General features: G+C 65.0%; 17 protein-coding genes. 6 read left to right on the top strand and 11 right to left on the bottom strand.

Annotated features, from left to right (window positions below; translation table 11 throughout):
- Positions 1-140: 140 nt before the first annotated feature.
- The 4 genes from P2T57_RS11435 to P2T57_RS11420 all read right to left on the bottom strand — a co-directional run bounded on the left by P2T57_RS11435 (position 141) and on the right by P2T57_RS11420 (position 5,392).
- Entirely contained in the window at positions 141-2,042 is a 1,902-nt protein-coding gene (locus P2T57_RS11435; RefSeq protein WP_276299339.1) for an LEA/WHy family protein, read from the bottom strand.
- 141 nt (positions 2,043-2,183) lie between these two features.
- Entirely contained in the window at positions 2,184-3,176 is a 993-nt protein-coding gene (locus P2T57_RS11430) for an ABC transporter ATP-binding protein (RefSeq protein ID WP_276299338.1), read from the bottom strand.
- Between the two features lie 55 nt (positions 3,177-3,231).
- Positions 3,232-4,293 carry an ABC transporter permease gene (locus tag P2T57_RS11425; protein ID WP_276299337.1) on the bottom strand — a complete coding sequence of 354 codons (1,062 nt, stop codon included), beginning with the start codon at positions 4,291-4,293 and terminating at the stop codon, positions 3,232-3,234.
- Positions 4,294-4,297: 4 nt separating this feature from the next.
- Positions 4,298-5,392 (bottom strand): substrate-binding domain-containing protein, encoded by a 1,095-nt coding sequence (locus P2T57_RS11420; RefSeq protein ID WP_276299336.1) that lies wholly within the window; start codon positions 5,390-5,392, stop codon positions 4,298-4,300.
- A gap of 61 nt (positions 5,393-5,453) precedes the next feature.
- On the opposite strand from P2T57_RS11420, the gene P2T57_RS11415 reads away from it, so the two are divergent.
- Positions 5,454-6,143 carry a TOBE domain-containing protein gene (locus tag P2T57_RS11415; RefSeq protein WP_276299335.1) on the top strand — a complete coding sequence of 230 codons (690 nt, stop codon included), beginning with the start codon at positions 5,454-5,456 and terminating at the stop codon, positions 6,141-6,143.
- A gap of 107 nt (positions 6,144-6,250) precedes the next feature.
- On the opposite strand, the gene P2T57_RS11410 is transcribed toward P2T57_RS11415, so the two are convergent.
- The 4 genes from P2T57_RS11410 to P2T57_RS11395 form a co-directional block, all read right to left on the bottom strand.
- The gene (locus P2T57_RS11410) at positions 6,251-7,117 is read right to left on the bottom strand and encodes a dihydrodipicolinate synthase family protein (RefSeq protein WP_276299334.1); all 867 of its coding nucleotides are present in this window, start codon (positions 7,115-7,117) and stop codon (positions 6,251-6,253) included.
- Positions 7,118-7,874: 757 nt separating this feature from the next.
- Positions 7,875-8,045, bottom strand: coding sequence for a hypothetical protein (locus P2T57_RS11405; RefSeq protein WP_276299333.1), 171 nt, complete (start codon positions 8,043-8,045; stop codon positions 7,875-7,877).
- Between the two features lie 202 nt (positions 8,046-8,247).
- Positions 8,248-8,901, bottom strand: a complete 654-nt coding sequence (locus P2T57_RS11400; RefSeq protein ID WP_276299332.1) for a potassium channel family protein — start codon at positions 8,899-8,901, stop codon at positions 8,248-8,250.
- A 49-nt stretch (positions 8,902-8,950) separates the two neighbouring features.
- Positions 8,951-9,310 carry a response regulator gene (locus tag P2T57_RS11395; RefSeq protein ID WP_276299331.1) on the bottom strand — a complete coding sequence of 120 codons (360 nt, stop codon included), beginning with the start codon at positions 9,308-9,310 and terminating at the stop codon, positions 8,951-8,953.
- Positions 9,311-9,441: 131 nt separating this feature from the next.
- Here P2T57_RS11395 and P2T57_RS11390 point away from each other — a divergent pair, with 131 nt between their 5' ends.
- Together P2T57_RS11390 and P2T57_RS11385 are read left to right on the top strand one after the other, a co-directional pair.
- Complete coding sequence (locus tag P2T57_RS11390) at positions 9,442-9,819, top strand: winged helix-turn-helix domain-containing protein (RefSeq protein WP_276299330.1); 378 nt, start codon at positions 9,442-9,444, stop codon at positions 9,817-9,819.
- Between the two features lies 1 nt (position 9,820).
- Positions 9,821-10,096: a DUF7521 family protein gene (locus P2T57_RS11385; protein ID WP_276299329.1), complete on the top strand. Its 276-nt coding sequence runs from the start codon at positions 9,821-9,823 to the stop codon at positions 10,094-10,096.
- 103 nt (positions 10,097-10,199) lie between these two features.
- On the opposite strand, the gene P2T57_RS11380 is transcribed toward P2T57_RS11385, so the two are convergent.
- The gene (locus tag P2T57_RS11380; RefSeq protein ID WP_276299328.1) at positions 10,200-10,772 is read right to left on the bottom strand and encodes a DoxX family protein; all 573 of its coding nucleotides are present in this window, start codon (positions 10,770-10,772) and stop codon (positions 10,200-10,202) included.
- Positions 10,773-10,881: 109 nt separating this feature from the next.
- Positions 10,882-11,355, bottom strand: a complete 474-nt coding sequence (locus tag P2T57_RS11375; RefSeq protein WP_276299327.1) for a universal stress protein — start codon at positions 11,353-11,355, stop codon at positions 10,882-10,884.
- A 195-nt stretch (positions 11,356-11,550) separates the two neighbouring features.
- Here P2T57_RS11375 and P2T57_RS11370 point away from each other — a divergent pair, with 195 nt between their 5' ends.
- Together P2T57_RS11370 and P2T57_RS11365 are read left to right on the top strand one after the other, a co-directional pair.
- Complete coding sequence (locus tag P2T57_RS11370) at positions 11,551-12,027, top strand: universal stress protein (RefSeq protein WP_276299326.1); 477 nt, start codon at positions 11,551-11,553, stop codon at positions 12,025-12,027.
- Between the two features lie 29 nt (positions 12,028-12,056).
- A complete protein-coding gene (locus P2T57_RS11365; RefSeq protein ID WP_276299325.1) occupies positions 12,057-12,290 on the top strand; it encodes a DUF7511 domain-containing protein in 234 nt (77 codons plus the stop codon).
- Positions 12,291-12,306: 16 nt separating this feature from the next.
- On the opposite strand, the gene P2T57_RS11360 is transcribed toward P2T57_RS11365, so the two are convergent.
- Positions 12,307-12,606: a DUF2249 domain-containing protein gene (locus P2T57_RS11360; protein WP_276299324.1), complete on the bottom strand. Its 300-nt coding sequence runs from the start codon at positions 12,604-12,606 to the stop codon at positions 12,307-12,309.
- Between the two features lie 135 nt (positions 12,607-12,741).
- On the opposite strand from P2T57_RS11360, the gene P2T57_RS11355 reads away from it, so the two are divergent.
- Positions 12,742-13,365, top strand: coding sequence for a helix-turn-helix domain-containing protein (locus P2T57_RS11355; RefSeq protein WP_276299323.1), 624 nt, complete (start codon positions 12,742-12,744; stop codon positions 13,363-13,365).
- The last annotated feature ends 67 nt before the right edge of the window (positions 13,366-13,432 follow it).

Genomic DNA, 13,432 nt, shown 5'->3' with positions numbered 1-13,432 from the left:
GTCTCAGCGCGAGTGAGTCGTGATTTCGGGCGCGCAGAACTGTGCGCCTGAAATATCCCACCGAATCGCCGACCATCGGAGCGTTTCGTTTCGGGGTGACGTAGCGCCTCGCGCTGGAAAGCCGAGAGTCGCCGGTCCGCCTACGTGCTACCGAAGGCGCTCGTCTCGATGGTCTTGTCGTAACTCATCGAGTCGAGTTCGACCGTGAACTGCGACCCGCGGTACTCTATCACGGCGTAGTAGGAGACCGAGAGGTCGGACTCCTCGCCGTTGGTCAGATGGCTGGTCCACCAGTCGTCGATTCGCTGGTTGTCGAGCGCCGCCGTGGCGTCGATTTTCCGGGTGGACTTGCCCGGAATCGTGGTCCCGACCGTCGTCTCGTCGTCGGCCAGCACCACGTCGTTGGCCTCGATTCTGTAGCCGAGTTTCTTCACGGTCAGGTCCTGCTTGCGCTTGTTCGTCATCTTCCCGTCGATTGCTATCGGCGTCCGGCGCATCGTCGGGTCGCCCCACTCGGCGCGCACGCCGTGGAGTTTGGCGACTCGCTTCCCCCGGAGCGAAATCTCCTCGCTTCCCTTCCGCACGCCCGAGAGCATGTCGGTCTTGAACGTCTCGTGTTGCTCGGGAAGCGGCATCGGGACCTCGGCGAACCCGAGGTCAGCGAGTGCCCGGCCCTCCGTGACCAACTTCGTCCGCTCGCCGTTCCGGACGTGGCTCATCCACCACCGCTGGATGGCGGCGTCGCTGACGCCCCGCGAGACCGTCAACTCGTTTCGACCGGGCGTGAGCGTCGTCTGCTGGCTATCCTGAATCAGCGCCACGCCGTTGAGCGCCACCCGGTAGGTCCCGTCGAGCGAGACGTTTCCGAGGCGCGAGTCCGCCGAGTTGGGATTGTCCACGACGACCGTCGTCGAGAACTCGGTGCCCGAGTCGGTCGCGGTCCAGTCGCGGTCGATGGAGACGACTCGCGGCGGCGTGACCCCGAGGCCCTTCCCCTTGCCCGGACTGCCGACCGCCCGAGTCGTCGCCTGTCCACCGCCGAGGATGTCGGTCTCGAACGCGACGCGCTTGCTCAGGAAGGACAGGGGAATCCGCCGATTCTGGCCGTCTCGCTCGACCACGGCGAACACCGACACGTTCAGGTCGGTCTGCTCGCCCCGGTTCAGGTGGCTGACCCACCACTCGTCCAGTTTCCGGTTGTCCAGCGTCGAGTTGATTTCGATGGTGCCGGTCGCGTTCGCCGGAATCTCGACGCTCCCGTTCGTCGTTCCCTCGGCGACCGTCACGTCGTTCATCGAGACCTCGTAGCCGATTTTGGCGAACGTGAGGGGCGCGGTGTTGGGGTTGCGGACCGTCCCGGCGAACCGCAGGGGTGTCTCGCTCTCCGTCGCCGTGCCCCACGAGGCCTCGGTTCGCTCGACGGTCAGCAGGGTCTGGTTCCCGGCCTGCACCGACTGGCCGGATTCGCTGTCGAACGCCGAGAGCATGTCGGTCTCGAAGGTGCGGTCGTACGAGGGCAGGCCCTGCGAGACGAACGCCACTTTCGCCGAGGGTTCGACCGAGAGGGTGGTCTCCTCGCCGTTGTTGATGTGGGTGGCCCACCACGCCGGAATCTCGTCGTTGTCGATGTCGGTCCGAAGCGAAATCTCGTTCCGGCCGGGCGACAGCGAGAGGCCGCCGCTCGACCCTTCCGCCATCGTCACGTCGTTCATCGTCACGTCGTAGGTGACGCTGGCGGCCCCCGGAACGCCCACTTTGTTGGGGTTGTCAACCACGATTTGGGTCTGAATCTCGGTCCGGTCGTTCGTCACCTCGCCCCAGTCGTTCTCGACCGATTCGACCGCGGGCGGTTGGAGGCTGACCACGCCGGTCGAAACCGCCGCGCCGACCCCCGCGGCCGAGACGACGAACCCGGCCAGCAGGACCGCGCCGATTTTGCCGAGGGTGCCGCCGACCAGACTCATCGCGTCACCTCCGGCGGTCTCCTCGCTCGATTGGTGGTCCCCGCCGCAGTTCGCTGTTCGCGTGCCATGGCCAGTCATTCCCGAGCCTGCCGTAAGTAATTTTCTCGGTAGGTAGCTGGCACAACTATCCCACTCGAAGGCGGCTACCGGCAGACGAACCGGTCGTCCCGAAAATATATCTCTGTCTTATGAGTGTCTATTTGATTCTGAAAGAAACGATTAGGTATCCGAAAGCAGTGTCACGCGATTCCGAGGGAGCGCGACCGGAATCTCGACGCTCTCGCCGGACTGACTGCCCTCCGGCGGCGACGGCGCGTAGGCGTCGAGTCGCTGGCCCGCAACGTCGAGTGCGAGGAGACACCGGCCGTCCTCCCGAAGCACGCGCTCGACCGACGCCGAGAAGTCGGGCGTCTCGGGGTCCAGTTCGACGTGTTCGGGCCTGACGGCGAGGTGGGTGGCGTCCTCGGCGTCGAAGGCGAGTCGCCCCTCCGGGGTCGCCAGCGCGCTGTCGGCGAGTTCGAGGCAGTTCGCGCCGGTGAACCGGGCAACGAAGGGTGAATCGGGCCGTTCGAATAGCTCCTCTGGCGTGCCGACTTGGACCAGTTTCCCGTCTCGAATCACCGCCACGCGGTCGGCGATGGCCCGCGCCGTGGTCCGGTTGTGGGTGACGTACATCGCCGTCTCGTCGGCCAGCACGTCCGCGAGGACCTCCCGGAGCGTCTGGCGGGTCGGCACGTCGAGCGCCGAGAGCGGTTCGTCCAGCAGGAAGGCGTCGGGCCGGACCGCCAGTGCGCGGGCCAATGCCACGCGCTGGGACTCTCCTCCCGAGAGCGTCGGCGGGTAGCGAGTTGCGAGGTCCGCGACGCCGAACTCCGCCAACAGGTCGTCGGGATTGCGGATGTCGTGGTACTTCCCGCCGAAGGCGACGTTCTCCCGGACCGTCTTGTGGGGGAACAGCGCGTAATCTTGGAAGACGAACCCGAGGCCGCGGTCCTCGGGCGGTTCGTCGGTCAGGTCCCGGCCCGACAGCGCCACTCGGCCCTCGTGGTCGTGGAACCCCGCGACGGTTTCGAGCAGGAGGCTCTTGCCCGACCCGCTGGGTCCGAGGACGACCAGCGTTTCGCCGTCGGCGACCGAGAGGTCGGCCGTGACCTCGAACCGGTCTGCGCCCTCGGCGGTGAACGTCGCGGAGACGTTCACGTCGAGGGTCATGGCCACCCCCGTTTAGGTGGCCTATTCATGGCCACCCTCCGTTTAGGTGGCCTATTCATGGCCACCCTCCGTCGTCGTACGCCGCGGTCCGAACCAGCAGGAAGATGACTGCCGAGAGCGCCAGCAGGAGGGTGGCGACCGCGCCGGACTCCTCGAGACCCGCCGAGAGGTAGGTGTTGTAGATGAATACCGGGGCGTGTTGGGCCGACAGGCTCTCGCCCTCGGGCAGGTAGAAGAACTCGACGCTGTAGGCCACGATGGCGACCGCGCCGAACTCCGAGACCGCTCTCGCCCACGCCAGTACTCCTCCGGTCAGGACGCCGCGCCACGCGAGGGGGCCGGTCACTCGCTTGAACGTCTCCCACCGGTTCGCGCCGAGGGTCCGGGCCGCCCACTCCACGCGGGTCGGGACCGACTCGAAGGCCTCGCGTGCAGAGTTGACCGCGAAGGGGGCCGAGACGAACGTCATCGCCAGCACCATCCCGAGCATGGTCTGGAGGACCGTGAACTTGAACGTGAAGTCGATGACCGGGATGGTGAACTGCACGCCGCCGAACGCGCCGCCCTTGCCGAACCCGAACAGGATTGCGAGGCCGGCGACGCTGTGTGGCACCACGAGGGGCAGGTCAACGAGGCTCTCGACCAGTTCCTGACCGGGGAAGCCCCGAGCGAGGACCAGCGCCAGCGGGACCCCGAGCGCCACGCTGGCGAGGGCCGCGAGGAGCGGCGCGTACACCGACAGGTAGAGCGCCTGCTGGACCGCGGGGTCGGCGGCCATCTCGACCACCATGCCGAGGCGCTGGCGGGCGACCAGCATCAACAGGGGCAGGCCGAGCGCGACCAGCAGGACCGTGCCGAGCGCGGCCGAGAGAATCCCGAAGGCTCCTCGATTCCGCCACGCGGCAATCGCTCCAGCAGAGACGACCGCGAACCCGGCGTAGGCTCCGGGGTAGCCGACCGCGAACGCCACGGCGAACGCGACGAGTTGAACCGAGACCACGGCGAGGACCGCGGTTCCGATGCCGATTCGGCCGTCGAGACGCTCGCCGGGCGAACCGGTCGCTCGCTTGGGGGACGTCGGCTCGCTTTCTCTGCTGGTCTCGGTGTCGGTACTCACGATGTCAGAGTTCGAGCGGACCAACTGAAGTCTTTGCCTCTGCGTGCTTGGCGACTCGCTCGGGCACGTCGCCGTCCTTCGTCACCACGGCGGGCTTCTTGGGGATGAGGCCCTTGTCTTGCAGAATCTGCTGGCCGGGTTCGGTAATCATGTACTCGACCCACCGGGCACCGAGTTCGGGGGCCTCGGCCACGCTCGGGACCGTCATGCCGTAGGCGATGGGAGCGCCGACGTACTCGGTGCCGCCGGCCTCGACTTTCGCCTTGGCGTAGTGTTCGGCGTGCGTCTGGTCGAGTTTCGAGAGGTCTACGTGGGGTTGGAGGTCCACGTAGGGGAGTCCCGACTGCGAGGAGATAGACCGATAGTAGAGCGCGTAGTCGAGTTTACCCGACTTGAGTTGGCCTTCGAGTTTGGTCTCGGTGCCGGTCGGGATGGTCATGTTGTCCCGAATCTTCTGGAAGGTCTGCTCGTCGTAGAGGCGTTCGCCCTCGAACGTCTCCTTGCCCAACTGCATCGCCATCACGGCCCGGTAGCCGCCGGGGTCCACCGCGGGGTCGCTGTGGCCGATGGTCACGTCGTCTCGGCTCAGAATCTCCCACCAGTTGTCGGGGCCGATTTCGTCGGCACCGGGCGAGTCCTCGCGGTACTGGAGCGACATCGCGTTGGTGGCGAAGACGGCGTACCAACTGCCGTAGTCGGGCACTATCATGTCCCGGATAAGCCGGAAGTCAGAGACTCCCAGCACGTCGGCGCTCCGGCCCTGCACCGTGATTTTCTTGGTCGAACCGACCGACCCCTTGGCCTCTCGGCTCACGTCGACGCCGTACTTCTCCTCGAACTCGGGTTCGGCCGCGCTGAACGGCGGCGCGAGGCTTCCCGCGTGGAAGATAGTCGCCGAGTCGGCTGTCGGCGTCCCGGTCGCGTCTTCGGCCTGCTCCGTCGTCCCGCTCGCTGTCGTGGTCTCGTCGCTTTCGGTCGTCGTCGATTGGTCGGTCGTGTTACCACCGGTACAGCCAGCGAGACCGGTGAGTCCGGCGACTCCGAGCGCGCCAGTCGCCTTCAAAATCCCTCTCCGCGAGCGTTGTTCCCTCTCAGACATAACCGTCCGTTCAATCGGCCGAGACATAACGGTTTTGCTCACCTGTCCCGTCTGCCGGGGTATGGACGCCGGATTCGAGGCCCACCTCCGGGCCGACGGGGTGGAGTTCGACGCCGACGACGCCGACCTCCTCCGGGCGGTCGATAGGGAGGGGTCGCTCAATCGGGCCGCAGAGGCGCTCGGCCGGTCGTACTCCCGCGCTCACCAGCGACTCACGGCGCTCGAAGACGCGCTGGGACCGCTCGTGGCCCGCCAGCGCGGTGGTTCTGGCGGCGGCGGGTCGGAACTCACCGACGAGGCCCGCGACGTGCTGGCCCGGTTCGAGCGCCTCCGGACCGAGTTCACCGGCACCGCAGAGGTCGAGGAATCGGTCCTCTCGGGCAGGGTCGTCTCGCGGGAGGGGGAACTCGCCACCGTCGAGACATCTGCCGGGCAGGTCCGGGCGCTGGCCCCGGAGGCCGACACCGACGCGGTGCAGGTCGCGGTCCGGGCCGACGCCGTGACGCTCCACGCGCCCGCCGATGCCCCGGCCGAGGAGGCCACCAGCGCCCGAAACCGGTTCGCGGGCACCATCTCTGCCATCGATTCGGGCGAGCAGGTCGCTCGGGTGCTGGTGGACGTGGACGCCGACGCGCTCCTCGGGGCGCTGGTCACGATGTCGAGCGTCGAGAAACTGGACCTGCGCGAGGACAGCGACGTGGTGGCCTCGTTCAAGGCGACGGCGACGCGGGCGAGTCCTCGGGAGACGTAGGACGAAACGACGGGGTTCCTTCTCGCCGATTCCGTGCGCTTCAAAGAATCCTCTACTTGTGGATAATATAGGAAAACAATTGCTAAGGTAAAATATTTATTTCTTTTCTACGGCTTCATCTGTCCAACCAACGCTTCGATTTCCTCTCGAACCTCGTCGCCGACCTCGCGGTGCGGTTTCCGGGCGTATCCCGCCGAGACGCCCCGATAGCGCATCGCGGCCTTCGCGCCCGGCACGCCGTACTTCGACGTGACCGCGCGGTTGAGTTCGACCAGTTCGGCGTTGAGTTGGCGGGCCTCGCCGTCCTTGCCCATCCGGTGCAGGTCGAAAATCTCGCTGGCGCGGCCCGGCGCGACGTTCGCCAACCCGAGGATGCCGCCGTCGCCGCCCGAAGCAAGTGCGTGAGCGTAGACGCTCCCGCTCCCGACCAGTAGGTCGAAGTCCTCCTCGGCGGTCAGTCTGCGCTCGCGCTGGAAGGTCTCGATGTCGCCGCTGGAGTCTTTCATCCCCGCGATGTTGTCGTGTTCTGCGAGTCTGCCGACGACCTCGGGGTTCAGTTTCACGTCGGTGTAGGCCGGGACGCTGTAGAGGTAGACCGGCAGGTCGCTCTCGTCGGCGACTTCGCGGAAGTAGTCCTCCAGCGCCTCGTCGTCGTGGCCGTAGTAGAACGGGGTCACGACCAGCGCGCCGTCAGCCCCCGCCTCCTCTGCGAGTTCGGTCTGGCGGAGCGTCTCGCTGAGTCCGGGGTGGCCGGTGCCCGCGACGACCGGGACCTCGGCCGTCTCAGCGACGATTTCGACCACGCGAGCGCGCTCCTCGACGCTCATCAGTTCGGCCTCGCTGTTCGACCCGCACGGGACGATGAAGTCCACGCCGCCCTCCTCGACCCACTCGACCATCTCTCGAAGGCCCTCGGCGTCGAGGCCGCCGTCCTCGTCGAAGGGCGTGAGTAGCGGCACGCCTGTTCCGTTCATGCTTGCGCAGTCGATACGGGCGACCTTGAAGGTAGGCGACTCGGCAACCCCGAGGGTATCCCGTTGCGGCGCGTCTCTCGGAACCGCCTCCTCGATTCGACCGAGGAGGGGTTTTCGGCCCGTGATTTCCCGCCGAGCGTCTGACGTAGTTTTAAGTTAATGCCCTCCCCACCCCCGATTGGGCGCGCATTGACGGCCTCTCTTCCCCCATCCTCCCACACCGCGCGCCCGGCACACCACCACACCTCCCCACACCCTCTCCCCATTCCCCCTTCGGACCCGACGCCGATTCGAAACCCCAACTGTGTCCGCGAATCTCGATTAGAGGAGGGTAACCACCGCTTACGTCCGGCACAGGTGGTGGCTGACCGACTCGCTCCTCCGACGAGGCCCGTCCTACCGGCGGGTCAGACGCCACATAACAAAGTCCGAATCCGCCCATGAAAGAAATGCGCCCGACGGCTCGGGCGCGAAGCGTGCAGCAGTCTCCCGGTCGGCACCCCGACGACGCCGGAGGCTCTGGCGGCGGGCTGGCCTCCCGCCACAGTGTCACCAACCCTCCCACGAAAGTTCTCGTCTCGGGTGCCTTCCAAGACCCCGCGCTACCCACTGCCCTCCGCGTTCATTTTTCGGGAGCTTGTACCAAATCGTCGTTTGTCGAGGTCCTTCCTAGCTCTCTCGACTCAACCAGAATCTGTTCAAAAACAGTAGCGTACTGCCGTGATTCGATTAGTTTGGCTATCGTCCGTTAGCTGTTTCACTCGCCGTCGTCCTCGTCGAAGTCACCTTTGAAGACGGTCTGGCCCTCAAAGCTCGGCTTTTCACGGTCGCTCTCGTCGTTCTGCGTTCCGGACCCTGATTCGTCCCCCTCAGTTTTCGTCTCCTCGGCTTGGTCCCCTCGGTTCTCGGTTTCGGCACTTTCCTCCATACCGTCCCGACAACTCAGCCGGTCTCGCCACGCGCTCACCCAACTACGAAATCGGCTCTGGGGTTCTGTTACGCGATACCAGCGGTCTAGTTGGCCCCACAAACCACTGAACTTCGCTATGACGAGAAACAAGACGATGCTCCCGACGTTCGTGTACCACGGGAGTGCGTCCCGATAAAAAATCTATGGATTGGGGAATCGATTAGCCTTGTAATCGCTTCCGGACCTCCGAGAGGGCACCCCGGTCGGCGATGACGGCCAACTGGTCGCCGCCTTCTACCGTCGCGTTCGGCAGGGGAATCGTCATTCGCTCGCGTTTTCTCCCGTGAGCGTAGATTCTGGCGTCGTCCGGGAGTTGGACCGTGCTGACCTGCTGGCCGACAACCGGCGACTCGTCGGGCACGATTACGGTCGTCAACTGTAGCTCCTCGGTCAGGTCGGCGATGACGTTGAAGTTGCCCCCAAGTAGGGCCGTCTTCGCTCCGGCCGCGCCCAGTCGCTCGGGGTAGACCACTTCGTCCACGTCATCGGCGAACTTGTGGTAGATGTCCGCCCGGTAGTCCTCGTCGATTCGCAGGACCGTCCGACAGTCGTAGTGCTTGCCTATCATGCACGCCGCGAAGTTGACGTTCAGGTCGCCGGTCAACCCGGCGACGGCGTCGGTCGCGCCGAGGTCGGTCTGGGTCAGAATCTCCTCGCTCGCGCCGTCGCCTTCGATGACCATGAACCCCTCGCTACGGGCGTGTTCGGCCTTGCCGGCGTCGTCTTCGACCACCGTGACCTCGTGGCCCTCCTCGTGTAAGATGCGGGCGGTGCGCAGGCCGACCCGGCCTGCACCAACGATAACAAATCGCATGGGGCTACGTACTCCGAGGAGGACCAAAAGGATTCGCGTCGAATCGCGCTCAACAGGAGGCGTTCTCGCCGAGGAGGTTCGCCACGGTCTCGCGCACCGCCTCGACGCCCGAGAGGGGTTTGGTGACGTAGGTGTCGCAGTCGAGACTGCCCGAGGGCGGGGTTGCAGAAATGACTGCGACCCGGCAGTCGAACTCGGCGTCCCGTATCTCGCCGAGGAGTTCCTCGCCGGGCGCGTCGGGGAGGCGGCGGTCCAACAGCACCGCGTCGATTCCCTCGTGGAGCGACTCGCGGGCCTCCTCGGCGGTGTAGGCGGTCAGGGTCTCGTATCGCTCGGAGAGGACACTCGCGAACCCGTCGGCCAGTGCTCGATTGTCGTCTACGATGAGGACGGTCGGTGGTTCGGACATGACCGAATCGTTCGGTTCCTCCTTCGGCCCCGAGGCATAACCTTCGGGTGGTTCGTTGCGGACTGTTCCGTCTGTTCCAGTCGGATTAGAAGTCGAATTGCTTATATTGGTCACACGGCCACACCAAGTAGATGGTCCGCGACCCGCTCGGAACCGAGGACCCTGCGGAACTCCAGTCGGTCCTCGACGCGCTGAACGATTCCGATTGCCGGCGAATCGTCCGCCAACTCGACGAACCCATGACTGCCAGCGAAATCTCGACCGAATGTGACATCCCCACTTCGACTACGTATCGCAAACTGGAGCGTCTCACCGACGCCTCGATTCTGACCGAACAGACCGCCATTCGGACCGACGGCCACCACACCTCGGAGTACGCGCTGGCGTTCGAGGAGGTCACGGTGTTCTTGGACGACCATCGCCAGTTCGAGGTGTCGATTTCCCGGCCCACGCAGTCTGCCGAAGAACAACTCGCGGGCCTCTGGGCCGAGGTCCGCAAGGAGACTTGAGATGGTTCACGTCACCTCAACCGTCGTCGCGCTCAAGACGATAACGCTCGTGCTGGGCGGTCTCATCACCTACTTCGCGTTCAAAGCCTACCGCCGGACCGGCGCGCCGGCGCTCAGGGCGCTCGCACTCGGGTTCGGCACGGTCACGCTCGGGTCGCTGTTGGCCGGCGTCGTGGACCGCCTGCTCGACACCGCCGCCACCTCGGCGTTGGTCGTCGAGAGCGCACTGACCGCGGTCGGATTCGCCATCATCCTCTACTCGCTGTACGCCGACTGACGAATATACTTATTTCTCTCACGTAGAATTTCGTTTCTTTTCCGCCCCTATACATTGCTCAGATACGACGACTGGCCGAACGAGGACGGGCGGGTCCCGCGCCTCATCCGAGGAGGTACCGAAGTTTCGGGTAGCGTTCGACCAGTTTCTCGCCGCCGGTCTCGTACTTCTCGATGATGGCGTCGAGACCGACCAGTCGGCCCGCGCCGAACGCCGCGACGGCGAGGAACACCAGCATGTACGCGAGGTCGCCGTTGACCAGTCCGTGCTGGACCTCCCAGTTGCCGAAGTAGAACAGCAACATCATGAACGCGCCGAAGAACGCCGCGAGGCGGGTCACGACGCCCACGAGCAGGGCCATCCCGATGAGGAGTTCGCCCCACGGGACCGCGAGGTTGACGAACTCCACGAACCACCCGGTCTGGCCCATCCAGTGGAACAGGCCCGACAGCGGACTGGCCGCGGTGACGTTGGTCAGGTAGCCGCCGGCGTCGAAGGGTTCGGCGGCCGTAATCTTGGTCCACCCGGCGTGGAGGAAGGCGTAGCCCATCATGAGGCGTAACGCGACGACGAACCACGCGCTCAGGTCGTGGGCCTTACCGCGGACCGTGATGCCCGCGAGGTCGCTTTCGAAGACGTTCGCTTCGGTTCGGAAGTTGGACGTGTCGGTGGCCATAGCGAATCACTCCTACGGGAGAAAGTTGGACGACCAACAGGGTATAACGGGCCACCGATTCCCAGACCCTGAAAATCGAGGACTGGAGTTCCCTCCCGCCCGAATTACTTCACCACCCGGCGGTTTCTTCCGGGCGGTCCTCGGTCGGAATCGGGCGACGAACGATGAGGACGTCGAAGGCCTCGTCGGACGCGACCGTACTCCCGACGCTGTGTATCGACGTGACCATGTGCCCGGCGTTGTCGCTCCCGATGGCGACCAGCGAGGCCCCGGCGTCCTTCGCCGTCTCGCGCAACTGACCGGCGATGGTGCCCGCCGAGGCGTACCGACCGACCGTCTCGTGCTGAAAGTCGGCCTCGGGTGCGACCTCGGCGACTCGCTCGTGGAGTCGGCCGACGATAGTCTGGACGTCGAACTCCTCGTCGGGACCGACCCAGTTTCGCTCGCGGGCGTACTGGAGGTCCCCGTCCGGGACGATGGTGAGCGCCAGAACGCGCTCGCCGAAGGCGTCTCCGAGCGCAGTCGCCCGAACCAGCGCGGCCTCCGAGAGTTCGGAGCCGTCGAACGGAACCACGACTGTCATGTCTAACTTTTAGCGCCGGAGGGGCATATTGATGTATTCTTTTCTCAGAGGGTGGGAATGGTTAATTTTCTTAGATTAGAAAAGCGACGGGAATTCCGACTCGCGTCGGATTCGCACGACGTGACGGCGAACGTTTTCATCGAGTGGGAACGACTGTACGTTTATATAGCCCCTCAGTGCGAAGCACGAAATGTAATGTACGAGACGGTCCTGCTCCCCACGGACGGGAGCGAAGCCATGGAGACTGTGGTCGAACACGCCCGCGACGTCGCCGAACGGCGCAACGCCGACGTTCACGTCCTCTACGTCGTGGACGACCGCGCCTTCTTGACCCTCGACGACGAGCGCGTCCCCGAGGTCACCGACGAACTCCACGAGGAGGGCGAGCGTGCGACCGACGAAACCGCGGCCCAGTTCGAGGACGTTGACGTGACCACCGAGATTCGGCAGGGCAACCCGGCCGACGAGATTCTCTCGGCCGCCGACGACCGGGACGCCGACCTCGTGGTCATGGGCACTCACGGTGCCGACCCGACCCGGAACATGCTCGGAAGCGTCTCCCAGAAGGTCGTGACGCTCTCGTCGGTCCCGGTGTTGACCGTCAACATCGCCGAGAACTTCGACGAGGAGCCGTCAGCCCTCGACGCCGCAATCGAAGCGAACGACGACTGATTCGACCCCCGGCCCCCGCTATTCCAGCTATGACGAATACGACTCCCGCCAACGACGACGATACCGTGCCGCAAACCGACGACCCTCTCGCCGACCCGGCCCCCGCCGACCGGCCGAGTCCGCTCACCGCCGTCGTGGTCGAGCGCGACGACGATGCCGACGAGTGTACGCTCTACCCCGCAGACGCCGACGACGAGGACCTCGTAACCGAGTGGATTACCGCCGAAGAGGACTCCTACGTCGCGCTCGACTCGATGCGATGAACCGATTCGGTTCGCGCTACTCGTCTCTTTTCTCGCCGGTCCAAATCGTCGTGAGGACCGCCTCGCCGTCCTCGACAGTCTCGAACTCGTAGCCCCTGTCTTCGAGTTTCGGATAAAGATGCTGTGGTGCCCGGTCGTTGACCTGCACGACAACAGCGTCGTCCGACTCGTCCGCCAGCGTCTCCAGCGTCTCGGTCAGTGGCTTGGGCGGCCCCAACTCCCGAACGTCCAAGACCTCCCGCGGTCGGTCCGCCGGGGCGTCGGTGCGCTCGACCGCTCGCTCGGCGACATCGGTTTGTTGGGTATCGGTCCGCATGGGTAGACGTTCGTTAGGCGTCCCCACGGCGATTATCCCGAACCTGTTCGGTTCCGTCCTCCGACAGGTCGGGAATGATACCGAACATGTTCGGGAAGACTTATCCGTCCGTGGCGTTCGTCGGTTTACACAGAGATGCCGACAGCCAAACTACACATCACGCTCCCCGACGACGTGTGGATTGCACAGGTCTCGTCGGCCCATCCGGACGCCGAGTTCCGCGTGCTGGCGGCTTTCCCCGCCGACGAGACCGGGGTGGGTCTGCTGGAGATTACCTCCTCGGACCTGCCCTCGGTCGTCGCCGACATGGACGACCGTGAGGACATCGTGCGCCTCGACCTCCAGCAGGCGTCCGAGGAGTCCGCGCTGGTCGAGTTCGAGACTACCGCGCCCCTGCTGTTGTTCTCGGTGCAGGAGTCGGGTCTGCCGCTCGAACTCCCCTTCGTCATCGAGGACGCCACGGCCGAGGTCGAACTGACGGCCTCTCGGGACCGCCTTTCGGCGTTCACCGCCCAACTCGAAGCCTTCGGGATGGACTTCGACGTAGAGTACGTCCGCGAGATGGTCAACTCCGAGAGTCTGCTGACCCAGCGCCAGCAGGAGTTGCTGAACACGGCGGTCGATGAAGGGTACTACGACACCCCGCGCGAGTGTTCGCTGACCGAGTTGGCCGACGAGGCCGGTGTGGCGAAATCGACCGCGAGCGAGACCCTGCATCGGGTGGAGGAGAAAATCGTCAAAGAGTACGTAGGGAGTTGATGAAAGACTCGTTTTTATGGCTAAAACACGTCCGTAGATGTTTATCGGGTGCTTCTGAATTTCTTGG

This window comes from Halorussus lipolyticus (assembly GCF_029338375.1).
Classification (GTDB): domain Archaea; phylum Halobacteriota; class Halobacteria; order Halobacteriales; family Haladaptataceae; genus Halorussus; species Halorussus lipolyticus.
The sequence above is the reverse complement of the archived record's forward strand: the minus strand, read 5'-3'. Positions and strand labels throughout refer to the sequence as shown.

Bases quoted from the DNA above. Each gene is read 5' to 3' on its own strand.
- P2T57_RS11435 (WP_276299339.1), bottom strand. From the start codon at position 2,042: ATGACTGGCCATGGCACGCGAACAGCGAACTGCGGCGGGGACCACCAA.
- P2T57_RS11430 (WP_276299338.1), bottom strand. From the start codon at position 3,176: ATGACCCTCGACGTGAACGTCTCCGCGACGTTCACCGCCGAGGGCGCA.
- P2T57_RS11420 (WP_276299336.1), bottom strand. From the start codon at position 5,392: ATGTCTGAGAGGGAACAACGCTCGCGGAGAGGGATTTTGAAGGCGACT.
- P2T57_RS11415 (WP_276299335.1), top strand. From the start codon at position 5,454: ATGGACGCCGGATTCGAGGCCCACCTCCGGGCCGACGGGGTGGAGTTC.
- P2T57_RS11410 (WP_276299334.1), bottom strand. From the start codon at position 7,117: ATGAACGGAACAGGCGTGCCGCTACTCACGCCCTTCGACGAGGACGGC.
- P2T57_RS11405 (WP_276299333.1), bottom strand. From the start codon at position 8,045: ATGGAGGAAAGTGCCGAAACCGAGAACCGAGGGGACCAAGCCGAGGAG.
- P2T57_RS11400 (WP_276299332.1), bottom strand. From the start codon at position 8,901: ATGCGATTTGTTATCGTTGGTGCAGGCCGGGTCGGCCTGCGCACCGCC.
- P2T57_RS11395 (WP_276299331.1), bottom strand. From the start codon at position 9,310: ATGTCCGAACCACCGACCGTCCTCATCGTAGACGACAATCGAGCACTG.
- P2T57_RS11390 (WP_276299330.1), top strand. From the start codon at position 9,442: ATGGTCCGCGACCCGCTCGGAACCGAGGACCCTGCGGAACTCCAGTCG.
- P2T57_RS11385 (WP_276299329.1), top strand. From the start codon at position 9,821: ATGGTTCACGTCACCTCAACCGTCGTCGCGCTCAAGACGATAACGCTC.
- P2T57_RS11380 (WP_276299328.1), bottom strand. From the start codon at position 10,772: ATGGCCACCGACACGTCCAACTTCCGAACCGAAGCGAACGTCTTCGAA.
- P2T57_RS11375 (WP_276299327.1), bottom strand. From the start codon at position 11,355: ATGACAGTCGTGGTTCCGTTCGACGGCTCCGAACTCTCGGAGGCCGCG.
- P2T57_RS11370 (WP_276299326.1), top strand. From the start codon at position 11,551: ATGTACGAGACGGTCCTGCTCCCCACGGACGGGAGCGAAGCCATGGAG.
- P2T57_RS11365 (WP_276299325.1), top strand. From the start codon at position 12,057: ATGACGAATACGACTCCCGCCAACGACGACGATACCGTGCCGCAAACC.
- P2T57_RS11360 (WP_276299324.1), bottom strand. From the start codon at position 12,606: ATGCGGACCGATACCCAACAAACCGATGTCGCCGAGCGAGCGGTCGAG.
- P2T57_RS11355 (WP_276299323.1), top strand. From the start codon at position 12,742: ATGCCGACAGCCAAACTACACATCACGCTCCCCGACGACGTGTGGATT.